Origin of the sequence: Pseudomonas mendocina, assembly GCA_037482215.1 — a bacterium.
Classification (GTDB): Bacteria; Pseudomonadota; Gammaproteobacteria; order Pseudomonadales; family Pseudomonadaceae; genus Aquipseudomonas; species Aquipseudomonas mendocina_E.
Genome location: CP148074.1, coordinates 386,790 through 410,717 on the forward strand (window position 1 = coordinate 386,790; position 23,928 = coordinate 410,717).

Below are 23,928 nucleotides of genomic sequence, written 5' to 3' on the forward strand. Positions count from 1 at the left end.
ATGAATTAGGAAGAAAGACGTAATGACCACCATGTTGCTGTACAAAGAAATCAAGGCTCTGAACCGTGACGAGCACAAAAGCCTGAAAATTAAGCCGGCCGCTGACTGCTCATTTGCTGCGGGCACCCACCTTGTTCCTTTGGCTGGTCTGGAGTTCTTCCAGGCGGCGCGCCATTACCCGATCGTCTTTATCGGTGAAGGCGAGCAACTAATGCCAATTGCCCTGCTGGGCATGGTTGAAGGCCAGAACAGCTATTTGGACGAAGCCGGGCAGTGGCAAGCCAACACCTACGTGCCGGCGTTTGTCCGTCGTTACCCGTTCGTGCTGGCTCAGGATGACTCCGACAACTTCACCGTGTGCTTCGATGAAGCCTACGCCGGCTGGAACCATGAAGAAGGCCGCGAGCTATTCAGCAGTGAAGGTGAAAACACCGAATACCTCAATGAGATGATTCAGTTCCTGCAGAATTTCACCCATGAAATGGAGCGTACTCGCGAGTTGGTCAAAGCGTTGAACGACCTAGAGCTGCTCGTTCCGCGCACCTTGCAACTGACTCACACGAGCGGCGAAAGCTTCCTACTGCGCGACTTTCATGCTGTGGATGAGGCTCGTTTTGCAGAGCTTAGCGACGAACAGATTCTTGATCTGCACAAGCGCGGCTTCCTTGGCTGGATCTATGCTCATCTCATGTCGTTGGGCAATGCCAACCAATTGTTTGATCACTTCCTCAAGAACAAGCCGCAGGCTGAGGCTCCGTCCCAGCTTCATTGATCTTATTGGAAGTTTTCATCAATAGGTGAATGCGAGTTCACGTAATGCAAAGAAGGCAGGCTCTGAGACACTTCAGGCCTGCCTTCTGCATTTTTAGTAAGGGGGGAGGAAGAACTACGCCTCAACGAGTTCGCCCTGGAGTCGTCTCGTTTGACTCCTGGCTTGTTGAGGGGGCCGATACTGACAAAGCAAATTTTACTCTGGCGTTCGGTTGTTAAATAGCGGAGTGCTTAAGCCTAAGAGTTTTTCTGCGCAAACAAAAAAGGCTCACCTTTCGGTGAGCCTTTAAATTTGTGGTGCCGGCACCAAGAATCGAACTCGGGACCTACTGATTACAAGTCAGTTGCTCTACCAGCTGAGCTATACCGGCATCTGTGGGTCGGCATTATATCTATTTGGTTGGCCGAGTAAAGACGTTTAAGAGGTGATTTTGAAGAAATTTTTAAATTGATTCAGATGCTTATACACATGAGGCGATGAAGGGTGGTTGGAGTGGGGAGTTTTGTGATGAATTTAACGGAGATCAGCTAAGTGTCTGAAGGGCATGGAAATATCGAATGCTTACATTCTGTTGTGGTTGTGGCATAAGAGCTTTTCATGCCCTTAACCGTGGCATTGTTAAGATTCTGTCAACAGAGTTATCCACAGATTAATGGGCGTGGTTGTTATGGCGTTCGGCTATCATTAGTAGGTTTCTCGGGCTCTCCGTGTAACTGCAAAACGTACCTAGTTTTACCCCATAGCCTTGCTCACTCAGGTATAGCGCTCTATCTAGCAAAAGCCAGAGTTCTAGGGGCCTGCGGAACAAATTGCGCACCAGCTCAAGGTTGCGAACTTCGGCCAGGCGCTGCCAGCCTAGTCGCTCAAGTTCGGGCCAGTTCTGCTGACTGAGGGGCGGCAGATTTTTCAATTGCGCAAGGGATTTGCAGAAGTCCTCAAAAGACTTATCCAAGTACGACAGTGGCAGTGAGGGTGTGGATAAATACTCGTTTTTTCCGCGTATCTTCCTCTGCAAAAGGTCGAATCCCAAGCGCCAAGCCATGGACTGATCCCGCTGGCGTCTGACCCGTGCACCGGCGGTGACGGTTTCGCTTAGCGGCAGGCCTAGGTCGTCGATATCCAGAACCAAAGCGGATTGCTGAGCCGGCTGTGAAAGCGCTTGGTAGAGCGGTGTGCTGATGCGGTTGTAGCAGCAGGGTGCTACGGCCAGTTGCTGGCAGCGGGACTCACTGGCCAGCTGTAGCAGGCGGGTATGCAGTTCGCCGCATGCGTGCAGGGCAACTGGTGTGTGTTCTGCGCTGAGCCGTGAGGCGGCGTTGGAAGCGAGTACATCTTGTTGAATGTGCTGGGCATGAATGGCCAGTTTGTCGCTGAGCTGCTGGCCGCTGGCGACGAGTTGCGCGTCATGCTCAAGGCAGGTCAGGCGTGCTCCTTCGCGGGCGAGCAAGCGGCCGAGATGGCCTTTGCCAGAACACCAGTCGAGCCAGTGTGTCGGTGCGTGTGCAAAGCTGAGGCTGCGGCTGAAGGCGTCGATCTGTTGCCACTTGCGCCCTGGTACGCCGTTGCTCAGGCGAGCGGGGTAGGCCATCGCAGCAGTATGGGGATGCGCACCAATCTGGCTGAGTCGGGCCGCGTGAGCTGCCAGTTGCGTAAATGGATCGGGCGCGCCGCGTAGCAGGTGCGGTTGATTGTGGGCTGCTTCGGCGTGCTCCAGCGACTGCTGGCGAAGCCAGTGGCCTAACTCTGGGTGCCGACTTTCCCATGGGAGATTTGGATGGTGGACGAACGGCCTTGGGCGCCACAGTGCCTGATGCTCTGTGAGGAACTGATCAAGCGCACTGAAGCGCTGCTGTATAGCAGCGCCACTGAGTACCGAATGAGTGTCGTGATCAGGCATTGCGTGACTGTGCATGAGGGTGACCCCTCATGCAATCAGCGGCCCTGGCAGGCGTCAACGCGCAGCCAGCGTTCCAGCAGCTTAAAGGCCTGCACCAGAACGAAGGCGATCACCAGATAGAACATGCCGGCGGCGAAGAAAATCTCAACCGGCAGGTAGGTGCGGGCGATGATGGTGCGCGCCATGCCAGTCAGCTCCAGCAAGGTGACGGTGCTGGCCAGTGCGCTGGCCTTGAGCATCAAAATCACTTCGTTGCTGTATGCAGGCAGGCCGATGCGAGCAGCACGCGGCAGGATGATGTAGAACATCGCCTGAGCGTGGGACATGCCCAATGCCCGTGCTGCTTCGATCTCGCCCTGAGGCACAGCCTGAATCGCACCGCGCAGAATCTCGGCGATGTAGGCGGCTGTGTGCAGCGTCATGGTGATGACGGCGCACCAGTACGGATCACGCAGATATGGCCACAGCGCGCTTTTACGCACTACGTCGAACTGCGCCATGCCGTAGTACACGAGGAACAGCTGAACCAGCAGCGGCGTACCGCGGAAGAAGAAGATGTAGCTGTACGGCACTGCGCGCACATACCAATGACGGGACGAGCGAGCCAGGCCCAGCGGTATGGCCAGAATAAGGCCCGCGATAACGGCAATGCCGACCAGTTCCAGGGTTAGCAGGGCACCTTCAGACAGGCGTGGCAACCACTTGATGATGACTTCCCAGTTCATGCTGCACTCCTGATAAAGCCACGGCTGGCGCGTTTTTCAAGGAAATGCATGCCGATCATGGCAAGAACGGTCAGGCCCAGATAAATAAAGGCCGCCACCAGATAGAAGGTGAACGGTTCCTTGCTCGCGGTTACGGCGATCTGGGAGCGGCGCATGATTTCTTCCAGGCCGATGACTGAAACCAGTGCGGTGTCTTTCATCAGGATCATAAACAGGTTGCCCAGGCCCGGCAGGGCGATACGCCACATTTGCGGGAGGATCAGGCGCATGAAAATGCGTGGTTTGGACAGGCCCAAGGCCAGACCCGCCTCGCGATGGCCTTTAGGGATGGCCAGAATCGCACCACGGAACACTTCAGTGGCGTAGGCACCGAAGCAGATGCCTAGGGCAATGGTGCCTGCAGCAAAGGCATTCAGCTCAAGGCTTTCGATGCCGAGCAGGTCCGCCAGGTTGCGCATCAGTTGCACGGTGCCGAAATAGATCAGCAGGACCCAGAGTAGCTCGGGGATGCCGCGCACGATGGTTGAATAGGTACCGCCAAGCCAGCGCAGTGGCTTGTACGGAGAAGTCTTGGCAAGGGCGCCGAGCAGGCCGAGCACGAGACCTAAGCACAGCGCGCTGAGCGCCAGCTTGATGGTCATTAGGGTGCCAGCAGCAAGTGCCGGGCCGAATCCGTAGAGGTCGAAAGTCATGTGATGCTCAAGAGCCTGCACCGCCACATCGAGCGGTGCAGGGCAGGCAGCTTATTAGTAGATGCTGAACGGGAAGTACTTGTCGTTGATCTTCTTGTAAGTACCGTCGGCAACGATTTCAGCCAGAGCAGCATTCAGCTTCTCGCGCAGAGCGTCGCCTTTACGTACGGCAATACCGATCTTGTCGTTGTCGAAGACTGGTTCGCCTTTGAACTCGAAGTCCTTGCCAGCGTCGCTCTTCAGCCATTCCCACTGAACGAAGGTGTCAGCGAGGATGCCATCAACGCGGCCTGATGCGAGGTCCAGGTAAGCGTTTTCCTGGGTGTCATACAGTTTTACGTCAACCACGCCGCCCAGATTGTCCTCCAGCCAGGTACCGGCGATGGTGGCGCGCTGCGCACCGATCACTTTACCTTTCAGGGAGTCTTTGTCAGTTTTGAACTCGCCGCCTTTTGGTGCCACGAATTGCAGTTTGTTGGTGTAGTACGGCTCGGTGAAATCGACTGCAGCTTTACGCTCTTCGGTGATCGACATGGAGGCGATCAGGAAGTCGAATTTCTTGGCGTTCAGAGCTGGAATGATGCCGTCCCAGTCAGAGGTCACGACTTCGCACTCAACTTTCATTTTGGCGCACAGGGCCTGGCCAATCTCGACGTCGAAGCCGCCAACTTTGCCGCTTGCATCAATCAGGTTGAAAGGAGGGTAGGCGCCCTCTGTGCCAATCTTCAGCTTGTCAGCTGCAACGGCCTGGGTGCCGAAAGCCAACGTGGCTGCAGCAGCCAGCAGGATCTTTTTGTACTTCTGCATAGTGATTGCTCCGTTTTATTGATTGCTGGACATAAATTGTTTGCAACGTGCTGAAGTCGGGTTGTCGAACACCTGTTCAGGTGTGCCCTGTTCCTCAACCAGACCCTGGTGAAGGAATACCACTTCGCTGGATACCTGACGAGCAAAGCTCATTTCGTGAGTAACCAGCAGCATGGTGCGTCCTTCTTCAGCCAGTGCACGGATCACATTAAGCACTTCTTGTACCATCTCCGGGTCTAGAGCCGAAGTAGGCTCATCGAACAGGATTACTTTCGGCTGCATGGCCAGTGTGCGGGCAATCGCTGCACGCTGCTGCTGACCGCCGGACAATTCGTTTGGATAAGCATGGCGCTTATTGGCAATGCCGACTTTGGCCAGCAGCGCTTCGGCTGTCTCAATAGCGTCGGCTTTGCTCTGGCCAAGCACGCGGCGTGGTGCCTCGATAATGTTGTCGAGCACGGTCATGTGTGGCCATAGGTTGAAATTCTGGAAGACAAAACCCAGTTGGCTGCGCAAGCGGTTGATTTGACGATTATCGGCGGCAACTAGCTCACCGTTCTTGGCGGCCTTCAGCTTCAGTTCCTCTCCCGCAATGATGATCTGCCCTTGATGAGGATTCTCAAGCAAGTTAATGCAACGCAGAAAAGTGGACTTGCCGGAGCCGGAAGAGCCGAGGATAGAGATCACATCGCCGTCACGGGCGGTGAGAGAGATGCCCTTGAGTACTTCAAGGTCGCCGTAGCGTTTGTGCAAATCGCGAATTTCGAGCGCAGGCGTGGCCGCAGCCATGGTTGTACCTCTCTTCTTGTTCGGGGGCTCAGGCATTACGTGACCTTCCAGGCGAGGGTCAACCTAGCATAGCGTCCCAATAAGCGCCAAGCCGTTTGCCGTTCACGAGCCGTTACCGTGCATGTTGTGTCGCCTGTTTACAGTTGCTTGTCGCGCTATGGCAATACTGCCGGGCGGCTGAGCTACTGAATTGCTATTGCAATATTTCAGGCAATAAAAAAACCCCAAGGAATGTTCGCCTGGGGTTTTTTAGTCTTTTAATGTGCCACCACGCGTTGGGCTACGGCACAGGAATTTCTAAAACCTGTAGAACGCTTTGAGCACGCGTAGTGCATAAAGTGACCATATTCTACCGTGAACCTACAGGGGTCACAAGCAAGGTACCTGCCGCTGGTGGGTGGTTCAGTTCGGGCTGGCCAGGCTAACAGGTGAGAGGCATAGGTTGCTGAACATTAACTCCCGCCCCTTCTTTGAAGTAAATAACTTTTAGTTAGGTGGATATGTTCAATAGCGTGAAGATGCTCATAGGTATCCTCGGGCTGTTTTAATTGTTTAACTGTGGGTAATTGTTTCATTGTTCTTTTGTTGGGCAGTATTAATTCTGCGTTGTAAGCACTTCTTAATATAGATGCCAGATGATGAGGTTGATCTTTAGGAAGTGATCATATTTCTTGAGTTTTTAGTTCTAAATTCAGCGCAGGTAGGGATACTGATATGAATATTCTCACTAAGGCGGGATCTAAAACCAAGCAATTAGCTAGTGTCGCGGCACTTATTTCCATTTCAACTCTGGCTGGCGCTTCTGAGCTGCTGCCGGCTTTCGGGTTGGCAAATGATGAGTATGCCTTTACCGACAAGGCAGGAGCTTATGAGGTTTCGACCACGGCGGTAGGGGCAGATTGCCGTGGGCTGGTGGGTACAATTGCAAAGTTGGTTTTAACTGATCCAGACTTGAAGTGCAGTAGCTCTTTTCCGTATGGCTTCAGTAGCCCTGTTTCAGTTAGTGTTTATTACCCTGAAAATATAAAAGACTTGGATAAGCTCCCAGTGGTGGACTTTGTGGGAGGTATATTGTCCAACGATGAGCAATACACAAGGATGGTTGAACAGTGGGTCAGCTATGGCTTTATTGTTGTTTCATCCACTAACTTTATTAACTCGCTGCCTACAATGCATATTTTGGGAGCGCTGGAGGTTAGTAAGTTAAACAAAGATCCAAGCTCCCCTTTATACGGCAAGGTAGATTTGGGGCGCACCGTGATAGCTGGGCACTCCGCTGGTGGTGGGGCGACCATTCAGGTGTCAGCCCTGCCTGACTCTGCGCTGCGGCTGATTGATCCTGAATTGAAGGTGTTAGCTTCACTGCCAATTGAGCCCGGTCCGCTAGGCTCAACATCTCTTTCAAATGTTCCTACGCTGGTTTTAACCGGGGCTGCTGATGTGGTGGTGCTACCGATTGGCTGGACGCAGCTGTGGCAAAGTGATTGGGCTGCTGTCAAAGCACCGGCATGGCTTGCAACGGCGAACAATGCGACCCACTTCAGCCCTGTCAGAGAGAATGCCAAAAACGAATTTGCCGGGATTACCACGGCATGGCTGCTCTATACCGCAAAGAACGATCTCAACGCTAAGGGATACTTTGTGGGACGTGACTACAAATTGGCGAAGGATCCCCAATTCAAGCCGCTGTTAAATCCATTACTTAAAGTAAGGCGTAACAAGCTCGCTGATCAGCTCAAGTAGATCGTAAGAGGCCTGGCGCCGGTGTGTGGCGCCAGGCGTTTCAAGAGCCTGAATGGGGGTCGGTTTCAGTGTCTAGCAGCATCATGCTGGCTCATTTGCAGGCAATCGTTTTGAGTTTTGCATCGTGTATTTGATCTGATCAAAGACCCAGTTATACCCAACGGTGTAAGGCAGAATCAGGGCAAGAAACACGATGTCCAGCAGTAAAGCTTGCAACAAGCTGATGTTCAGTAGCCAGGCCGCGAGTGGCACGCATGTGATGATCAGGCCAAGCTCGAAAACCAGCGCGTGAGTGATTCGACTACCAAGGTTCCAGTGAATGCGCTCAGTTTTGATGCAAATATCGACGAGAGCGTTGTAGACCATATTCCAGAACATGGCGATTACGCATAAGGCCAAAGTTAGGGTGCCTACTTCTTGTAGTGGCTTATCCAGGGCCAACGCCATTAGTGGTGTGGCGATTAGGATCAGAAGCAGCTCGAAGCCTACTGCGTGAATGATCCTTTCTTTGGCTGAAAATGCTAAGGCAGTCATTGTGAATCTCCTTTGTTCCATCTGTGACGTGACTGTCCGTCTATAGTCTTTGATAGAGTCGATACTGAACACATAGATGCCATCGGTTTTATCAATACATGCGCTATTCCCCTGAATCACTGGTTGCTTTTGTAGAGGCCGCAGCGCTCGGTTCTTTCTCTGCGGCTGCACGAAAGCTGAAGAAAAGCCAGTCCACCATCAGTATTGCTATTGCCAATCTTGAGGCGGATGTGGGCTGTGAACTGTTTGATAGGTCGGCGCGTCATCCCGTTTTGAATGACGCCGGGCGCCTGGTGCTGGCGCGTATAGAGGAGATCTTGTCTGCCAGTGAGCGGTTGGATGCGCTGGCCAGCCGGCTATCGATTAATGTTGAGCCGCTGCTTTCTGTGGCGATGAGCGATATTTACAGCTTGTCCGTGTTTGGCGAAGTGGTAGCCGGTTTTGCGCAGGTGTTTCCTGATACCGAGCTGCGCTGTGGGCCGTCTGAGGATGCTGATGTGATTTATATGATCCAGGCCGGTTATGCCCACATGGGCATTTTGGCTGCGCAGCCAAGCTACCCGCCGGATATCGCCACGGTCCGATTGCCTTACCGTGCGCAGTTCAATGTTTATGTGAGTGCTAGCCACCCATTGGCGAAGCTTGCTGATATTCAGCCCCGGCAATTGCAGTCACAACGGCAGTTATGCCTGAAAACCTATGAGCCTGGGCAGCAGCACAGAGTGGGACAGGCCTGGTCGGCCCCTGATTATCTGACGCTTATGGAGTTTGCCAAGCGTGGCTTCGGCTGGGCTGAGCTGCCCGTGGACTTGGTCGACAGGTACGGTGCGGGGCTCGTGGTGCTCAATACCCAGGGTTATCCGCATTATGTTGACCTTGATGTGGTCTGGTCGCGCCGATCACCGCTGGGGCCGGCGGGGCAGTGGCTGGTTGAGCATATGCAGGCGGCTACAGGTTAAGCCGCCAGTGGTCGGGTGGTAAAATGCGCAGGCAAAAAAAACCCTGAACTCTTTCTAGGTCAGGGTTTCGGTATTTTGGTGCCCAGGGACGGAATCGAACCGCCGACACGGGGATTTTCAATCCCCTGCTCTACCGACTGAGCTACCTGGGCAACGGGGCGCATTAAACGCGTTTTCCGAGGGTCCGTCAAGCGCGAATTGAAAAAATGTTTAATTATTTCGGGCGCTTAGGTTTCTTTGCTGTTTTGGGGCCGGTTTTTCGAGGGGCGTGAGGGTGATCCTTCACGCCCGTCAGGCGTTATTCGCTTGGGGGCACATAGCCGTCAGCTTTGGCGTATTCCTCGCCACTGAGAAACTTGTCCATTTCGGCCTGAAGAAATTTGCGGTCGTCGGCGTTCATCATGTTCAGACGACGCTCGTTGATCAGCAAGGTCTGGTGCTTTTGCCACTCATCCCAGGCCTGCTTGGAGACGTTGTTGAAGATGTCTTCGCCTTTGGCACCCGGATAAGGGGCACGATCAAGGCCGGGCAGGTCCTTCTGGTATTTGCGGCAGTGGACGGTGCGGGTCATGTGTCTCTCCTGAAATCAGTAGGCTTTAGGCGTGTGTGTGAGCGTTCAGCGCTCATACAGAACCCAGGGCTTCGGCCGCGCGCTTCAGTAGTTTTTTGACTGGGGCAGCCAAGCCCAGGCGCGGTGGGGTGGCGAGGTTATACCAGAGCCAGTCGGCCTCGGCCACGGCCCCCGGTATTGCCTCCACATGGATCAGCCAGGGTTCGATGGCCAATTGAAAGTGGCTAAAGGTGTGAGTCAGGCCGCTTAGGGGCAGATGTTCGCCAAGTGTTAGCTGGTGCTGTTTGGCCAGTTGCTCGGTCGCATCGAGGGCATCCAGCTCTGGCAGGCTCCAAAGGCCGCCCCAAAGACCTGTCGAGGGACGGCGATAGAGCAGGACTTCGCCGTTCTGGTTGGCAAAAATGGGCATCAGGGTGCTTTTTTGCGGCAGTGCCTTGCGTGGTTTAGGAATCGGGTAACGGATTTCCAGACCAAGCAGGTGGGCTTTACAGCCACTTTGCAGTGGGCAGATCAGGCAGCTGGGTTTGCTGCGGGTACAGAGGGTTGCGCCCAGGTCCATCATGGCCTGGGTGTAGTGGTTGACGCGCTGCTGCGGGGTGAAGCGTTCGGCGACATCCCACAGTTGCTTCGCCACTTTAGGTTCGCCGGGGTAGCCTTCCTGAGCCACATAACGGGCCAGTACGCGTTTGACGTTGCCATCCAAGATGGGCGCTCGTACGCCCATACTCAGGCTGGCGATAGCGCCAGCAGTGGAGTGGCCGATGCCAGGCAGATCGCTGAGTTTGTCGACGTCAGGAGGAAACTCTCCGCCGTATTCGGACATGATCAGCTTGGCTGTCTTTTGCAGGTTGCGTGCCCGGGTGTAGTAACCCAGGCCCGTCCACAGGTGCAGCACTTCGTCCTCGGGGGCTTCGGCCAGATCTTTTACGGTGGGCAGTGCTGCCATAAAGCGGTCGAAGTAGCCGAGCACGGTGCTCACTTGCGTCTGTTGCAGCATGATCTCGGACACCCAGACGCGGTATGGGGTGATGTTCTGCTGCCAGGGTAAATCTTTGCGGCCATGCTGGTCGTACCACGCCAGCACGGCGCTGGAGAACTGCTCAGGGGTCATTAACGGAACAGGCCCTTGATTGCGTCTTTCAGTTCAGGGCTGACTTTGTCCCCGAGTTTTTCTTCAAGCTTCTCGCTGATCTTGTTACCGGCGAGTTTGGCGGCGACTTTGCCCAAACCTTCCTGATCCAGACGGCAGGCTTTGCCACCCATTTCCAGCGGGCCGCGGCAACGTACCGGCCAGGCAATGCCGACATAGCGCTGGTTGACCTGGCAGGCCGGATCCGGCATTTCACGGCGATCGCCTTCGATGGTAATGCCGATCTGGTAGTCGAGGCCGAGGGTGCGTACATCCAGTAGGCCGTTTCCGGCAACGGAAAGACCCGGAATACGGGCTTTAAGGTCCGGGTTGTTCGCAACGCCGTTGTGGATGTTGAGGCTGCCCTGCAGGGTTTCGAACGGGGTGTCCTTGCCTCTGGCTTCGCCGCTCAAGGATTTGCGGTTGAGCGTGGCAATGCCGCGGCACAACTGCTGCTCTAGGTTGGCACCGACCAGTACGCCATTGCTCAGGTTGAAGTTAGCCGTGCCATTAAGGGCTTCGACCCAGCTCTTCTGACTGTTGCCTTGGGTGGTCAGGTTGGCGGTCAGGTTGAGATTGCCTTTGACCGGGGACGGTTGCTCCGGCTTTTTCAGGAACGGTTCAACTGCCACGTTTTTCAGGTTGGCTTGCAGGGCTAGCAAGGCTGCATCTGGACGTGCATTGATGCTGCCTTTGACGGCTACTTCGCCGGTGCCGAGTTTGCCGTGAGCATCCTGTAGGGTCACCAGGCCGTTTTGGGCCTGCGCTTTAACGATGACGTCGTGAAGCGTTTGTTTGTCCACAGTGAGCTGGCCGAGGCTTACGTCCAGCTGAGCATCCAGCTTACGCAGGGTATTGGCTGGGAGTATCTCGACATGGCTCCATGCGTGCTCGGTCGGTGCATTAGGCAGGGGAGTGCTGCCGCTTTCGCCTGCTTTGGCGATGCTTTCTTTCACTTCAGCGGAGCGGGCAGTCTCTGCCTTCTTGGCGTCTTTGCCGGGGGCTGGCAGGTAGCGATCCAGATCAAGCTGGTCGCCCTTGAGTTTGACGCGCAGGGCCTGTTTGGCAAAGTCTGCAACGCCTACATCGCCGGTGAAGTGGCTGTCGTCCAGTGTCACTTTCAGTTCATCCAGCGACAGACTCTTGTCTGTGCCACTGAGGCGGGTAGTCAGTTCGAACTTGCTCAGGGTTTTATCGTCATTCAGCGGCGGTAGTTTTTGCCCGACGGTGGCAAGGAACTCACGCAGGTTCAGTGGCGCAATGGACAGGCCGCCGCTGAGTTTAGGTGCTGTAGACAAGTCGCGGACTTTCAGTTCGCCGAGGGCGCGCAGCTGGTTCGCGGAGAGTTTCAAACCGTTCCATTCCGCAACCTGGGCTGCCTGATCAACCAGCAGTTGGCCTTGTGCGGAATAGGTCAGGGTTTGGCCATTGAATGGGTCGCCGGAGATTTCCCCGGAGAGTTTGGCGTCTTCGAGCTGATAGCGCTTAAGGGCGCGATCAAAGCGCAGCACACCTTGAAGTTCACTACGGGCCCGCAGCAGCGGTTTGTTCGAGCCAAAGAATGCACTCACTTTGACCGGGACCGGGCTGCCTTCAGCAATGGCGCCGGTGGTGATCTGGATGCTTTCTGCGCTGAACTGGTCGCCTTTCTGGGCATCGTGGTAATTGATGCGGGCACCGTTGACGATCAGGCTGTCGATGTCCAGTTTCAGATTCTGGTCGCTGTTATCCGTGGTTTCGCTGGTGCTGGTTTGTGTGCTTTCAGCTGTTTTGGATTCGGTTGTTGCAGGGCTTTGCGCGGTTTGCAGCGGTTTACCGACGTTGTTCCAGTTGCTGTTGCCTTTGTCGTCGCGCTGAAGATCGAGGTTGAGGCCGTCGATACGGATGTCGCTCATCTGCACTTCTTTGCGCAGCAGTGGCAGCACGCGCACGGACAAACCCAGCAAACGCAGGTTGGCAAACGGATGATCAGGGGTGTCGAGGCTGGCGACGCTGGCATCGGTCAGCTCCAGGCCGAGCCAAGGGAACAGACTCCAGCCAATATCGCCATTGAGGGTCAGCTCGACGCTGGCTTTTTCCCGGGCCAACTGACGGATTTCATCTTTGTAGTCGTTGGGATCGAACAGGTGAGTCAGGGCGAAGCCGAGAGCCACGATGATCAGCAAGAGTCCGAGGAAAATCAGACCGAGGATTTTGCCGAGCGCTTTCATGTGCGAATCCTTGTGATGAAGCTGAACAGAGATCAGCGGCATTATGGGCCGCCCAGTATAGCGCCAGCATTGGCTTGTGGGCGGTTACAGCGCCCTTTATCGGGATGAATTTGTGAGTGGATTTAGCAGTGTGTCCTGCAGGTGTGTCGCTGGCGTGTTGCACACTTTGGTTCAGCTCACGGTTCTCCTAGTTTTGAGGCCGATCGGAGGGCGCGGTTCCATTGCGGTGGCACTTTCAGTGCGGCGTTTTGGCGCAATCGGCTGGCGCAGCAAAAGGGGATCGGGGGTAGGCTTGGCTTAAAGAAGAAGCCAGAGGTGCCTGTGAACGTCGCAATCGTGGCTATTCCGATGTATGTCGTGCTGATTCTGCTTGAGCTGGCGTACGAGCAGCGCAGTGGTCGGCGTACCTATCGCCTGGCCGACGCGACTACCAGTATCAACACTGGAGTGTTGCGGGTGTTGTTAGAGGGGCCGCTGCGCCTGCTGCTGATCGTTCCTTATGCCTGGCTGTATGAGCATGCACGGCTGTTCGAATGGGACACCCGTTCACCGTGGCTGTGGGTTCTCGGATTTCTTGCGGTGGACTTTTGCTTCTACTGGTCTCACCGCAGCATGCATACCTTTAATGTGCTGTGGGGCGCGCACCAGCCCCATCATTCCAGTGAGGATTTCAACTTATCCACAGCGCTGCGCAAAGGTGCGGTGCAGACTGCCTTTGATTGGCCGTTCTATTTGCCCCTGGCGTTGCTGGGCATTCCTTTGCCGGTCTTTCTGCTGTTGTTAGGGATTCAGCTGGTATATCAGTTCTGGGTGCATTCGCAGCACATCGGCAAGCTAGGATGGCTGGAACAGGTCATCGTTACACCGTCTCTGCATCGCGTTCATCACGGTCAGAACGACTGCTACATCGACAAGAACCATGGCGGTGTTTTCATTATCTGGGATCGCCTCTTTGGCACCCATGCGGTGGAAACAGAGCCGGTGCGCTTTGGTGTGACCACACCGGTGAGCACGTTTGATCCGCTGCGTCTGCAATTTTCCTGGTGGCGTTTGTTATGGGCGGATGCGCGGGCTACGCGTTCTTGGTGGGACAAACTGCGTTTGTGGTGGATGCCCACGGGTTGGCGCCCGGCCGATGTGCAGCACATCGTCTGGCCGAAAATGCCGGAAGATAAGTTCTCGGGTCGTTGCCCTACAGGGTTGCGTTGGTATGCCTTTGTTCAGTTTCTCCTGATTAATGCGTTAACGCTGATTTTTTTGGCTCAGGTCAAAGAGTCGGCACTCTGGTGGTCAGGGCTGCTGATGCTGTTGGTCATCAGCGGTTGTGTCTGCTTGGGCAGGTTGTTTGATGGCGCTATCAATCGCACGGTTGAATTGCTTAGGTTGTCGGTGATGGCTGCCGTTGCTGTGTTCTGGGGCGTTTATTTGCCGGCAGGGAGTTCATTTGTAGCGCTGGGCATTGTGGCCGTTTGCCTTGGCTGTGCAGTGTGGTTCAGCCGCTTGAAGGTGCAGTCTGACTTTGGAGAGCGTGCTGTCGCACCTTGATGGAGTCTGTAAATAAATAGGGCGAAATACGCACAGACTCCCTCAGTTCAGTGCCCAAACGCAGGCGTAAGTGGTAATCTCCGCGCCCGCCTCATCTATGAATTGATCGACTGCATCTATCAAGACTGAGGCCCTGCCTGTCACCTATCAACAGAGAATGAGTCATGACTGACGCCCAAGCATTAAATGGCGCTTCAGCGAAGCCTGCTTTTTTGTCTAAAGAACGCATCATCGCTGCCCCCGGCTTTAACCGCTGGTTGGTTCCACCCGCTGCGCTGGCCATCCACCTGTGCATCGGTATGGCCTATGGCTTCTCGGTGTTCTGGTTGCCACTGTCGAAAGCCATCGGCATTGACGCACCGGTCACTTGCTCGGCGGATATGGGGTTCTTCGAGCAAGTGTTTGCCAGCGACTGTGACTGGCAGATTTCCATGCTGGGTTGGATGTACACGTTGTTCTTCGTGTTTCTTGGATGCTCGGCGGCCATTTGGGGTGGCTGGCTGGAGAAGGCCGGGCCGCGTAAAGCCGGTCTGGTTTCCGCATTCTGCTGGTGTGGTGGTCTGCTGATTTCTGCCCTGGGTGTGTACACCCATCAGATCTGGCTGATGTGGGTGGGCTCCGGTGTTATTGGCGGTATCGGTTTGGGGCTGGGCTATATCTCGCCGGTTTCGACTCTGATCAAGTGGTTCCCGGACAAGCGTGGCATGGCTACCGGCATGGCAATCATGGGCTTCGGTGGTGGTGCGATGGTTGGTGCACCGCTGGCGGCGGAGCTGATGAACCACTTTTCCGGGCCTGATAGCGTCGGTGTTTGGCAGAGCTTTGTGGTGATGGCGGCGATTTACTTCGTCTTTATGCTGGCGGGTGCATTGGGTTACCGCGTACCGCCAACTGGTTGGAAACCCGCGGGCTGGACTGCTCCTGCGAGCAAGGCTAATAACGCCATGATCACTCAAGGCCATGTGCACGTCAGCAAAGCGTGGAAAACCCCGCAATTCTGGCTGGTGTGGGCGGTGCTGTGCCTGAACGTATCGGCGGGCATCGGCATCATTGGGATGGCTTCGCCACTGTTGCAGGAAGTGTTCGCAGGCAAACTGCTGGGCAATGACCTGGCCTTCAATGAGCTGAGCGCAGCGCAACTGGCGGAGATCGCCGTGCTGGCGGCAGGCTTCACCGGGCTGCTGAGCTTGTTCAACATCGGTGGCCGCTTCTTCTGGGCGTCCATTTCCGACTTTATCGGCCGCAAAGCCACTTACTTCGTGTTCTTCGGCCTTGGCTTCGCTCTCTATGCGTCGGTACCGATGCTCGGTCAGTGGGGCAGCCTGGCGCTGTTCGTGTTGGCGTTCTGCATCATCCTGTCCATGTACGGCGGCGGTTTCGCCACGGTACCGGCCTATCTGGCTGACCTGTTCGGCACGCAAATGGTCGGTGCCATTCATGGTCGCCTGCTGACTGCTTGGGCGGCGGCAGGGATTCTCGGCCCGGTGCTGGTGAATTACCTGCGTGAATATCAGCTGAGCATTGGCGTTGAGCGTGCGGCGGCCTATGACATCACTCTGTACATCTTGGCCGGTCTGCTGGTGCTGGGTTTGATTTGCAACGCGCTGATTCGTCCGGTTGCGCCTAAGTACTTCATGACTGAAGCCGAGCTGGCGGCCGAACGTGCGAGCCATGATAAGGCGGCACCTGTCAGTGCCAACCTGGAGTGGGCGGCCGATCGCGCCAGCCTGCCTTGGGTGATTCTGGCCTGGCTGGCTGTTGGTGTTCCGATGGCGTGGGGTGTGTGGATCACCCTGCAAAAGACCATCGTACTGTTCCAATAACGGCTGCAATCTGACCTGCTGACCCCGCTTTCAGCAGGTCAATACCCTTGGGGCGCTAGCAATCAGGGGTGACTATCGTGCCGATAGGCGGCTTACGGCTACCGCTGGTAGCCGTACAGCGCCCGGCCCGCCTATAATGGCCGTCTTTTTCTTGGTCAATTTGTGGAGCGGGTGATGGCCGAACGTACGGCATTCGTCGAGCGCAATACCCTGGAGACTCAGGTCAAGGTCTCGATCAATCTTGATGGAACTGGCAAAGCCAAGTTCGATATCGGCGTGCCTTTTCTGGAGCACATGCTGGATCAGATCGCGCGTCATGGTCTGATCGACCTGGACATCCAGTGCAAAGGCGACCTGCACATTGACGACCACCACACCGTGGAAGACGTCGGTATTACGCTGGGTCAGGCGTTCACCAAGGCAATCGGTGACAAGAAGGGCATGACCCGCTACGGCCATTCCTATGTGCCACTGGATGAAGCGCTGTCCCGCGTGGTCATCGACTTTTCCGGTCGTCCGGGCCTGCAAATGAATGTGCCGTACACCCGTGCGACGGTGGGTGGTTTTGATGTGGACCTGTTCCAGGAATTCTTCCAGGGCTTCGTTAACCACGCGCTGGTGACCCTGCACATCGACAACCTGCGTGGCACCAACACCCACCACCAGATCGAAACTGTGTTCAAAGCCTTTGGCCGCGCCCTGCGTATGGCCATTGAGCTGGACCCGCGCATGGCCGGGCAAATGCCGTCCACCAAAGGTTGCCTGTAATGCAGACCGTTGCTGTTATCGACTATGGCATGGGCAACCTGCACTCGGTCGCCAAGGCGCTTGAGCATGTTGGCGCTGGCCGTGTGCTGGTGACCAGCGATGCGGCGGTGATCCGCGAGGCTGATCGCGTGGTGTTCCCCGGTGTGGGCGCGATTCGTGACTGCATGGCTGAAATCAAACGCCTGGGTTTTGATGCGCTGGTACGTGAAGTCAGCGCTGATCGCCCGTTCCTTGGTATTTGCGTGGGCATGCAGGCACTGCTGGATCACAGCGAAGAGAACGACGGTGTGGATTGCATCGGTTTGTTCCCCGGCAAGGTGCGCTTCTTCGGCAAGAATCTGGTCGAAGACGGTGCTGCCCTGAAGGTGCCGCACATGGGCTGGAACGAAGTTCAGCAGAGTGTGGCTCACCCGCTGTGGCACAACATCCCGGATCAGGCGCGCTTCTACTTTGTGCACAGCTACTACATTGAGGCGCAAAACCCGCAGCAGGTGGTTGGTCGCGGCCATTACGGTAAAGACTTTGCCGCCGCGCTGGCTGAAGGCTCGCGTTTTGCTGTGCAGTTCCACCCGGAAAAAAGCCACACCCATGGTCTGCAATTGCTGCAGAACTTCGCCGGTTGGGATGGCCGCTGGTAAATGAGCCGCAGCAAATCGAAGCCTGCCATCCTGACCCTGACTGCACAGCAGGAACAGGATGCATGCCTGGCCATCAAGCGATTCATGGCGGATCGCTTTGAGCTTGAGCTGGGCACCTTCGAGGCCGCTGAAGTGCTGGAGCTGTTTGCCCGCGAAATGGCACCGCTTTATTACAACCAGGCGATTAACGATGTTCAGGCTCATTTGAAAGAGCGGTTTGAGAGCATCGAAAGCGACCTTTGGGCGCTCGAAAAGAGCTGACCCTCCGAATTTACGAGACTTGAGCAGGTTCAACCGATGCTGATTATCCCCGCTATCGATCTGAAGGACGGCGCATGCGTGCGTCTGCGTCAGGGCCGCATGGAAGACTCCACCGTATTCTCTGATGACCCGGTGAGCATGGCTGCCAAATGGGTTGAAGGTGGCTGCCGCCGTCTGCATCTGGTCGACCTCAACGGCGCCTTCGAAGGCCAGCCGGTTAACGGCGAAGTGGTGACTGCCATTGCCAAGCGCTACCCGAACCTGCCGATCCAGATCGGCGGCGGTATCCGCTCGCTGGAAACCATCGAGCATTACGTTAAGGCGGGCGTTAGCTACGTCATCATCGGCACCAAGGCGGTTAAAGAACCTGAGTTTGTCACCGAAGCGTGCAAGGCCTTCCCCGGCAAAGTGATTGTGGGTCTGGACGCCAAAGATGGCTTTGTCGCCACTGACGGCTGGGCAGAAGTCAGCACCGTGCAGGTGATTGATCTGGCCAAGCGCTTTGAAGCCGACGGCGTCAGCGCCATCGTTTATACCGACATCGCCAAAGACGGCATGATGCAAGGCTGCAACGTTGAAGCCACCGCTGCACTGGCCGCTGCCAGCCGCATCCCGGTGATTGCTTCCGGCGGCATTCACAACCTGGGCGATATCAAATCGCTGCTGGACGCCAAGGCGCCTGGCATCATCGGTGCTATCACGGGTCGTGCTATCTATGAAGGCACGCTGGATGTGGCCGAGGCGCAAGCCTTCTGCGACTCCTATAAAGGCTGAGGACTGATTCATGGCGCTGGCTAAACGCATTATTCCTTGCTTGGATGTGGACAACGGTCGCGTCGTAAAGGGTGTGAAGTTTGAAAACATCCGCGACGCCGGTGACCCGGTGGAAATCGCCCGCCGCTACGACGAGCAGGGCGCCGACGAGATTACCTTCCTCGATATCACCGCCAGCGTTGATGGCCGTGACACCACCCTGCACACCGTCGAGCGTATGGCCAGCCAGGTGTTTATCCCGCTGACCGTGGGCGGTGGCGTGCGTACCGTGCAGGACATCCGCAACCTGCTCAATGCCGGTGCTGACAAGGTATCGATCAACACCGCGGCGGTGTTCACTCCGGAGTTTGTCGGTGAGGCCGCTTCCCGCTTTGGTTCGCAGTGCATTGTTGTCGCCATCGATGCGAAGAAGGTTTCCGGTCCGGGCGAAGAGCCGCGCTGGGAAATCTTCACCCACGGTGGTCGCAAGCCAACGGGGTTGGATGCGGTGATGTGGGCGAAGAAGATGGAAGGCCTGGGCGCCGGTGAAATCCTCCTGACCAGCATGGATCAGGATGGCGTTAAAAGCGGCTACGACCTCGGTGTCACCCGTGCTATCAGCGAAGCTGTGGGTATCCCGGTGATTGCTTCCGGTGGTGTTGGCAACTTGGAGCACCTGGCCGCGGGCATTATTGAGGGCAAGGCGGATGCAGTGCTGGCTGCCAGTATCTTCCACTTCGGTGAGTACACTGTGCCGGAAGCCAAAGCCTATCTGGCCAGTCGTGGGATTGTTGTGCGCTGAGCATTACCGCCCGGCCAAACTAAAAGCCCGGCCCTGATTTCTCAGGGCCGGGCTTTTTTTCGCGGTGAAACCGCCCCACGGGGCGGTGAGCTAATTAATCGCCCCGGGTGATGTTCAACCCTTTGAGCAGGTTGAGGGCCTGGCTGAGCTGGTAATCATCATCTTGCGGGCGGGACGGTTTTGCCGTTTTGTCTTTGCTTGGACGATCGGCGCCGCCGTTACCATTGCCCAGGTGGCCTTGTAGATCGGCTTCTTTGATTCCGACGCTGTCCTGTTCACGGGTGACCTTGGCGCGTGTGACCTCAATGTCCGGGACAATGCCTTGGGCCTGAATCGAGCGCCCGTTCGGAGTGAAGTACAGCGCGGTGGTGAGCTTCAGGGCGCGGTCGTTATTCAGCGGCAGCACCGTTTGCACTGAGCCTTTACCGAAACTGTCGGTGCCCATTACCACGCCGCGTTTGTGATCCTGCAGGGCGCCTGCGACGATTTCGGAAGCTGAAGCGCTGCCGCCGTTGATCAGCACCACCAGCGGCGCACCATCACTGGCATCAGCTGGATCGGCGTTGAAGCGCAGCTCGGAGTTGGCAATACGCCCTTCGGTATAAACGATCAGGCCTTTTTTGAGGAAGTGGTCAGAGACCTCAACGGCCGCTTGCAACACCCCACCTGGGTTGTTTCGCAAGTCGAGGACAATACCCCGCAGGCGCTTGCCATAGTCTTTGCGCATTTTATCCAGAGCTTTACCGACCTCTTCACCGGTGTTGACCTGGAACTGGCTGATGCGGATATAGCCGTAGCCGTCCTCAAGGAACTGGCTCTTCACGCTTTTAACTTTAATGACGGCGCGGGTCAGGGATACATCGAATGGCTTGCCGCCATCACGCACAATGGTCAACTCAATCTTGCTGCCGGACTTGCCGCGCATCAGATCAACGGCCTGCATCATCGACATGTCTTTGGTCGGGTGGCCGTCAATCTTGATGATCAGGTCGCCCGGCTGAATGCCAGCGGCAGACGCCGGGGTGTCGTCGATGGGCGATACCACCTTGATAAACCCGTCTTCGGTGCCGATTTCGATACCCAGACCGCCGAACTCGCCACTGGTGCTTTCCTGAAGATCGCGGAAGTCGTCGGGCTCAAGGTAAGCAGAGTGTGGGTCAAGATTGCTGAGCATGCCTTTGATGGCATTTTCCAGCAGCGTCTTATCGCTGACAGGTTCGACGTAAGCAGACTTGATGCGGTCCATTACCTCGGCGAAGGTGCGCAGCTCGTCCAGAGGCAGTGGTGCACTGCTGTCAGCGTTGGCGTCATCGGCAGGAGCAGCCAGGACGGCTGTGTTACCCAGTAAGGCAACAGTGAGCGCCAGAGTGGTGAGGCGGAACAAATGCAGCATGTCGAACGTACTCCTGTCCTGAATCAGTTAACGCAACACTTATCCCTGTGCGCGACACCATTGAGCGGGGTCGATGGCACGGCCCTGCTGACGAATTGCAAAGTACAGTGCCGGACTATCCTGGCCACCGCTGTTGCCAACGGTGGCAATGGCTTCACCTGCCTGAACCACTTCGCCGGCATCTTTGAGCAGGCTCTGGTTATGACCGTACAGGCTCAGGTAGCCATTGCCGTGATCCAGAATAACCAGAAGTCCCGCACCGCGAAGCCAGTCTGCAAAGACGACGCGACCGCCATGAATGGCACGTACCTGTGTGCCGGCAGAGGCGCCGATCATTACGCCATCCCATTTGGCTCTGGAGTCGTCGCCTCGCGCGGTGCCGTACCGGGCAAGCACGCGTCCATTAACCGGCCAAGGCAGCTTACCCTTGGCGCTGGCGAACGGGCCGCCATAAGTTGCGCCTGAGCTTACTAATGGACCACTGGCGTTTGTATTGGTGCTGCGCCGCGGCTGCGTCTGTTGGGCTAGCAAGGCGCGTTGGCGGGCCTCTTCAGCCTCGCGAGCCTGGCGGGCGAGGGTTTCTTCAATGGTTTTCAGCACACGCTGGAGATTGGCCTGATCTTGCTGGCGGGCTTTAAGGCGCTGGTCGCGGGCTGCGTAATCTTTGTTCAGTTTAGCCAGTGCCAGTTGGCGTTCTTTGCGTACGGCGGCGAGTTGTTCGCGGCGGCTGTCTAAAGAGGCTTTCTGTTCGACCAGTTTGGCTTGGTGATCACTGATGTCTTTTTCGACGTTGGCCAACTGGCGCAACGTTTCATTAAAGGCCGTGAGTTGCTCCATGCGCGCCTGGCTGATGTAGTCATAGTAGGTCAGGGTACGGGAGAACTTTTCCGGGTTCTGCTGGTTAAGGAGCAGCTTCAGGTACTCCTGGCGGCCGCCGCTCTGATAGGTAGCCCGGGCCTGGATGCCGATCAGCCGTTGTTGCTCGATACGGGCACCCTCAAGTTTTTTTTTCTCTTCACCGAGGCGTTTGATTTCGCTCTCGCTGCTATTCAGCTCCTGCTGCAGATCCTTAACCTGACGCTCCAGTTGGCCCATCTCGCTTTCGGTTTTCTTCAGTTCCTTTTGCACGCCAGATTTCTCTTGCTGCAGTTTCTCCAGCAGCTTTTTCAGCTCAGTGATATCACTGCGAGCGGCTTCAAGCTGTTTCTGGGTCGCAGCTTTATCGTCTGCATGGACAGGCGTCAGTGCGAGGGCGAGGAGAATCAGGGCTAGGGCGCGGAACATAGAGTTGGCAGTACCTAAGGCGTGGAGCTTCGTAGTATGCCTAAAAATACAGGCGGGTTGCTGGGCTTCAGTAGTGTAAGAGATCAGATGCTGCTGGCGTGAGGGGTAATCAGATTATTGGTGTTCCGGGGCACACATTGCGTCTGCCCCGGAACATGCCCTTAGTGTAGCTCAACGATGCTGGTGCCCGTCATCTCTGGCGGCACCGGCAAGCCCATGAGCGTCAGCAGGGTGGGGGCTACGTCAGCCAGAACACCGCCTTCACGGATGCTGGCGGAACGTTTGCCGACATAGATGAACGGAACCGGCTCGCAGGTGTGTGCGGTGTGCGCTTGGCCGGTGGTCTCATCAGCCATTTGCTCAACGTTGCCGTGGTCAGCGGTAATCAGTGCTTCGCCGCCGACTTTATCCAGTGCTTCGACGATGCGGCCGATGCAGGTGTCGAGGCATTCAACCGCAGCTACAGCGGCGGAGAACACGCCGGTATGGCCGACCATGTCGCCGTTGGCGTAGTTGACGATGATCACGTCATAACGCTGGTTTTCAATGGCGTCGACAATCTTGTCGGTCACTTCCGGGGCGCTCATCTGCGGCTGAAGGTCGTAGGTGGCGACGTTGGGTGATGGAATGAGGATGCGTTCTTCACCGGCGAACGGGTCTTCACGGCCACCGGAGAAGAAGAAAGTGACGTGGGCGTATTTTTCGGTTTCAGCGATGCGCAGCTGGGTTTTGCCGTTATTGGCCAGATACTCGCCCAGTACGTTGGTCAGTGCTTCTGGTTTGAATGCGCTTGGGGTCTGAATGCTCGCGGCATATTGAGTGAGCATGATGAAACCGGCCAGTTGCGGTACGCGAGCACGTTGGAAATCCTGGAAGCCATCTTCCACAAAGGCGCGGGTCAGTTCGCGGGCGCGGTCTGCGCGGAAGTTCATGAAGACCACTGCGTCGCCGTCTTCTACCGATACAGCCTCACCGATGGTGGTGGCTTTAACGAATTCATCGCTCTCGTCGCGTTCGTAGGCAGCGGCCAGACCTTCGCTGGCGCTGGAAGCGGTAAACGCAGCTTTGCCGTCGACGATCAGGTTATAGGCTTGCTCTACACGGTCCCAGCGGTTGTCGCGGTCCATGGCGTAGTAGCGGCCGATCAAGCTGGCGATGCGGCCTTTACCGAGTTTGGCAAACGTGGCGTCGAGCAGCTCGATGGAGCTTTGTGCACTGCGTGGTGGTGTGTCGCGACCATCGAGGAACGCGTGCAGGTAGATTTTTTCAGCACCGCGTTTAACGGCCAGCTCTGCCATGGCAACCAGGTGGTCCTGGTGGCTGTGCACGCCGCCATCCGACAGAAGGCCAAGAATGTGCACGGCTTTGCCAGCATTTACGGCCTTATCCACTGCTTCGGTGATCGCAGCGTTGGTGAAAAACTCACCATCACGGATAGCTTTGGTTACGCGGGTAAAGTCTTGGTACACCACGCGGCCTGCGCCGAGGTTCATGTGACCAACTTCCGAATTGCCCATCTGGCCGTCTGGCAGGCCCACGTCCATGCCGCTGCCGGAGATCAGCCCGTGGGGCTGGGTAGCGCGTAAACGGTCGTAGTTCGGCGTGTTCGCCGCCATGATGGCATTGGACTCGGGGTTGTCGCTGTGGCCGAAGCCATCAAGGATCATCAGTACCAGAGGTTTTGGCGTAACGCTCATAACGCAGGCTCGCTGTGTATAAAGGGGCGAAAAGACTTGGCATTTTACGGCCAAGCTGAATAAAGGTCACGGTCGGCGGGCTTTGGCCGACCTGAGTGGCTGTGTATACTTGCCGACATTTTACCGTCCCGGAACC

Annotated in this window: 22 protein-coding genes and 2 tRNA genes; 10 read left to right on the forward strand and 14 right to left on the reverse strand. The window is 56.2% G+C overall.

Annotated elements, in window-relative coordinates; genetic code table 11:
* The first annotated feature begins 22 nt into the window (after positions 1-22).
* Positions 23-772, forward strand: a complete 750-nt coding sequence (locus WG219_01555; protein ID WXL26199.1) for a SapC family protein — start codon at positions 23-25, stop codon at positions 770-772.
* A gap of 294 nt (positions 773-1,066) precedes the next feature.
* Here WG219_01555 and WG219_01560 read toward each other — a convergent pair.
* The 6 genes from WG219_01560 to WG219_01585 all read right to left on the reverse strand — a co-directional run bounded on the left by WG219_01560 (position 1,067) and on the right by WG219_01585 (position 5,682).
* A tRNA-Thr gene (locus tag WG219_01560) sits at positions 1,067-1,142 on the reverse strand.
* 279 nt (positions 1,143-1,421) lie between these two features.
* Positions 1,422-2,684 carry a methyltransferase gene (locus tag WG219_01565; protein WXL26200.1) on the reverse strand — a complete coding sequence of 421 codons (1,263 nt, stop codon included), beginning with the start codon at positions 2,682-2,684 and terminating at the stop codon, positions 1,422-1,424.
* Positions 2,685-2,704: 20 nt separating this feature from the next.
* Positions 2,705-3,394, reverse strand: coding sequence for an ABC transporter permease (locus WG219_01570; GenBank protein ID WXL26201.1), 690 nt, complete (start codon positions 3,392-3,394; stop codon positions 2,705-2,707).
* Positions 3,391-4,086, reverse strand: a complete 696-nt coding sequence (locus tag WG219_01575) for an ABC transporter permease (protein WXL26202.1) — start codon at positions 4,084-4,086, stop codon at positions 3,391-3,393. The genes WG219_01570 and WG219_01575 overlap by 4 nt, the downstream gene beginning before the upstream one ends.
* Before the next feature lie 54 nt (positions 4,087-4,140).
* Positions 4,141-4,893 carry an ABC transporter substrate-binding protein gene (locus tag WG219_01580; GenBank protein ID WXL26203.1) on the reverse strand — a complete coding sequence of 251 codons (753 nt, stop codon included), beginning with the start codon at positions 4,891-4,893 and terminating at the stop codon, positions 4,141-4,143.
* 15 nt (positions 4,894-4,908) lie between these two features.
* The gene (locus WG219_01585; protein ID WXL26204.1) at positions 4,909-5,682 is read right to left on the reverse strand and encodes an ABC transporter ATP-binding protein; all 774 of its coding nucleotides are present in this window, start codon (positions 5,680-5,682) and stop codon (positions 4,909-4,911) included.
* 714 nt (positions 5,683-6,396) lie between these two features.
* On the opposite strand from WG219_01585, the gene WG219_01590 reads away from it, so the two are divergent.
* A complete protein-coding gene (locus WG219_01590) occupies positions 6,397-7,425 on the forward strand; it encodes an adenylate cyclase (GenBank protein WXL26205.1) in 1,029 nt (342 codons plus the stop codon).
* 81 nt (positions 7,426-7,506) lie between these two features.
* Here the strand turns inward: WG219_01590 and WG219_01595 are convergent, their stop codons facing one another.
* Entirely contained in the window at positions 7,507-7,959 is a 453-nt protein-coding gene (locus WG219_01595) for a PACE efflux transporter (protein WXL26206.1), read from the reverse strand.
* Between the two features lie 98 nt (positions 7,960-8,057).
* On the opposite strand from WG219_01595, the gene WG219_01600 reads away from it, so the two are divergent.
* Positions 8,058-8,918 carry a LysR family transcriptional regulator gene (locus WG219_01600; protein ID WXL26207.1) on the forward strand — a complete coding sequence of 287 codons (861 nt, stop codon included), beginning with the start codon at positions 8,058-8,060 and terminating at the stop codon, positions 8,916-8,918.
* 76 nt (positions 8,919-8,994) lie between these two features.
* On the opposite strand, the gene WG219_01605 is transcribed toward WG219_01600, so the two are convergent.
* From WG219_01605 to WG219_01620, 4 genes are all read right to left on the reverse strand, one after another.
* Positions 8,995-9,070, reverse strand: a tRNA-Phe gene (locus WG219_01605).
* 146 nt (positions 9,071-9,216) lie between these two features.
* Positions 9,217-9,489, reverse strand: coding sequence for an oxidative damage protection protein (locus tag WG219_01610; GenBank protein ID WXL26208.1), 273 nt, complete (start codon positions 9,487-9,489; stop codon positions 9,217-9,219).
* A gap of 52 nt (positions 9,490-9,541) precedes the next feature.
* On the reverse strand, positions 9,542-10,600 hold the full coding sequence (gene mutY / locus WG219_01615) for an A/G-specific adenine glycosylase (GenBank protein ID WXL26209.1): 1,059 nt from the start codon (positions 10,598-10,600) through the stop codon (positions 9,542-9,544).
* Positions 10,600-12,828, reverse strand: a complete 2,229-nt coding sequence (locus WG219_01620) for an AsmA family protein (GenBank protein WXL26210.1) — start codon at positions 12,826-12,828, stop codon at positions 10,600-10,602. The genes mutY and WG219_01620 overlap by 1 nt, the downstream gene beginning before the upstream one ends.
* Positions 12,829-13,149: 321 nt before the next feature.
* Here WG219_01620 and WG219_01625 point away from each other — a divergent pair, with 321 nt between their 5' ends.
* The 7 genes from WG219_01625 to hisF all read left to right on the forward strand — a co-directional run bounded on the left by WG219_01625 (position 13,150) and on the right by hisF (position 19,418).
* On the forward strand, positions 13,150-14,373 hold the full coding sequence (locus WG219_01625; GenBank protein ID WXL26211.1) for a sterol desaturase family protein: 1,224 nt from the start codon (positions 13,150-13,152) through the stop codon (positions 14,371-14,373).
* Between the two features lie 164 nt (positions 14,374-14,537).
* A complete protein-coding gene (locus WG219_01630; GenBank protein ID WXL26212.1) occupies positions 14,538-16,196 on the forward strand; it encodes an OFA family MFS transporter in 1,659 nt (552 codons plus the stop codon).
* A gap of 174 nt (positions 16,197-16,370) precedes the next feature.
* Complete coding sequence (gene hisB / locus WG219_01635; protein WXL26213.1) at positions 16,371-16,964, forward strand: imidazoleglycerol-phosphate dehydratase HisB; 594 nt, start codon at positions 16,371-16,373, stop codon at positions 16,962-16,964.
* Positions 16,964-17,602, forward strand: coding sequence for an imidazole glycerol phosphate synthase subunit HisH (hisH, locus tag WG219_01640; GenBank protein WXL26214.1), 639 nt, complete (start codon positions 16,964-16,966; stop codon positions 17,600-17,602). The genes hisB and hisH overlap by 1 nt, the downstream gene beginning before the upstream one ends.
* On the forward strand, positions 17,603-17,863 hold the full coding sequence (locus WG219_01645) for a DUF2164 domain-containing protein (protein ID WXL26215.1): 261 nt from the start codon (positions 17,603-17,605) through the stop codon (positions 17,861-17,863). It abuts the gene before it with no gap.
* Positions 17,864-17,899: 36 nt separating this feature from the next.
* A complete protein-coding gene (hisA, locus tag WG219_01650; protein WXL26216.1) occupies positions 17,900-18,637 on the forward strand; it encodes a 1-(5-phosphoribosyl)-5-[(5-phosphoribosylamino)methylideneamino]imidazole-4-carboxamide isomerase in 738 nt (245 codons plus the stop codon).
* A 10-nt stretch (positions 18,638-18,647) separates the two neighbouring features.
* Positions 18,648-19,418 carry an imidazole glycerol phosphate synthase subunit HisF gene (gene hisF, locus WG219_01655; GenBank protein WXL26217.1) on the forward strand — a complete coding sequence of 257 codons (771 nt, stop codon included), beginning with the start codon at positions 18,648-18,650 and terminating at the stop codon, positions 19,416-19,418.
* 94 nt (positions 19,419-19,512) lie between these two features.
* On the opposite strand, the gene WG219_01660 is transcribed toward hisF, so the two are convergent.
* From WG219_01660 to gpmI, 3 genes are all read right to left on the reverse strand, one after another.
* The gene (locus WG219_01660) at positions 19,513-20,811 is read right to left on the reverse strand and encodes a S41 family peptidase (GenBank protein WXL26218.1); all 1,299 of its coding nucleotides are present in this window, start codon (positions 20,809-20,811) and stop codon (positions 19,513-19,515) included.
* A gap of 39 nt (positions 20,812-20,850) precedes the next feature.
* Positions 20,851-22,095, reverse strand: a complete 1,245-nt coding sequence (locus WG219_01665; protein WXL26219.1) for a murein hydrolase activator EnvC — start codon at positions 22,093-22,095, stop codon at positions 20,851-20,853.
* A gap of 161 nt (positions 22,096-22,256) precedes the next feature.
* Positions 22,257-23,792 carry a 2,3-bisphosphoglycerate-independent phosphoglycerate mutase gene (gpmI, locus tag WG219_01670; protein ID WXL26220.1) on the reverse strand — a complete coding sequence of 512 codons (1,536 nt, stop codon included), beginning with the start codon at positions 23,790-23,792 and terminating at the stop codon, positions 22,257-22,259.
* Positions 23,793-23,928 lie beyond the last annotated feature (136 nt).

Excerpts from the sequence above, each read along its gene's own strand:
- WG219_01610 (WXL26208.1), bottom strand. The coding sequence starts at position 9,489 with ATGACCCGCACCGTCCACTGCCGCAAATACCAGAAGGACCTGCCCGGC.
- hisF (WXL26217.1), top strand. The coding sequence starts at position 18,648 with ATGGCGCTGGCTAAACGCATTATTCCTTGCTTGGATGTGGACAACGGT.
- WG219_01570 (WXL26201.1), bottom strand. The coding sequence starts at position 3,394 with ATGAACTGGGAAGTCATCATCAAGTGGTTGCCACGCCTGTCTGAAGGT.
- WG219_01565 (WXL26200.1), bottom strand. The coding sequence starts at position 2,684 with ATGCACAGTCACGCAATGCCTGATCACGACACTCATTCGGTACTCAGT.
- WG219_01660 (WXL26218.1), bottom strand. The coding sequence starts at position 20,811 with ATGCTGCATTTGTTCCGCCTCACCACTCTGGCGCTCACTGTTGCCTTA.
- WG219_01555 (WXL26199.1), top strand. The coding sequence starts at position 23 with ATGACCACCATGTTGCTGTACAAAGAAATCAAGGCTCTGAACCGTGAC.
- WG219_01585 (WXL26204.1), bottom strand. The coding sequence starts at position 5,682 with ATGGCTGCGGCCACGCCTGCGCTCGAAATTCGCGATTTGCACAAACGC.
- WG219_01665 (WXL26219.1), bottom strand. The coding sequence starts at position 22,095 with ATGTTCCGCGCCCTAGCCCTGATTCTCCTCGCCCTCGCACTGACGCCT.
- hisA (WXL26216.1), top strand. The coding sequence starts at position 17,900 with ATGCTGATTATCCCCGCTATCGATCTGAAGGACGGCGCATGCGTGCGT.
- gpmI (WXL26220.1), bottom strand. The coding sequence starts at position 23,792 with ATGAGCGTTACGCCAAAACCTCTGGTACTGATGATCCTTGATGGCTTC.
- WG219_01620 (WXL26210.1), bottom strand. The coding sequence starts at position 12,828 with ATGAAAGCGCTCGGCAAAATCCTCGGTCTGATTTTCCTCGGACTCTTG.
- WG219_01575 (WXL26202.1), bottom strand. The coding sequence starts at position 4,086 with ATGACTTTCGACCTCTACGGATTCGGCCCGGCACTTGCTGCTGGCACC.
- mutY (WXL26209.1), bottom strand. The coding sequence starts at position 10,600 with ATGACCCCTGAGCAGTTCTCCAGCGCCGTGCTGGCGTGGTACGACCAG.
- WG219_01580 (WXL26203.1), bottom strand. The coding sequence starts at position 4,893 with ATGCAGAAGTACAAAAAGATCCTGCTGGCTGCTGCAGCCACGTTGGCT.
- WG219_01600 (WXL26207.1), top strand. The coding sequence starts at position 8,058 with ATGCGCTATTCCCCTGAATCACTGGTTGCTTTTGTAGAGGCCGCAGCG.
- WG219_01590 (WXL26205.1), top strand. The coding sequence starts at position 6,397 with ATGAATATTCTCACTAAGGCGGGATCTAAAACCAAGCAATTAGCTAGT.
- WG219_01630 (WXL26212.1), top strand. The coding sequence starts at position 14,538 with ATGACTGACGCCCAAGCATTAAATGGCGCTTCAGCGAAGCCTGCTTTT.
- WG219_01645 (WXL26215.1), top strand. The coding sequence starts at position 17,603 with ATGAGCCGCAGCAAATCGAAGCCTGCCATCCTGACCCTGACTGCACAG.
- hisB (WXL26213.1), top strand. The coding sequence starts at position 16,371 with ATGGCCGAACGTACGGCATTCGTCGAGCGCAATACCCTGGAGACTCAG.
- hisH (WXL26214.1), top strand. The coding sequence starts at position 16,964 with ATGCAGACCGTTGCTGTTATCGACTATGGCATGGGCAACCTGCACTCG.
- WG219_01595 (WXL26206.1), bottom strand. The coding sequence starts at position 7,959 with ATGACTGCCTTAGCATTTTCAGCCAAAGAAAGGATCATTCACGCAGTA.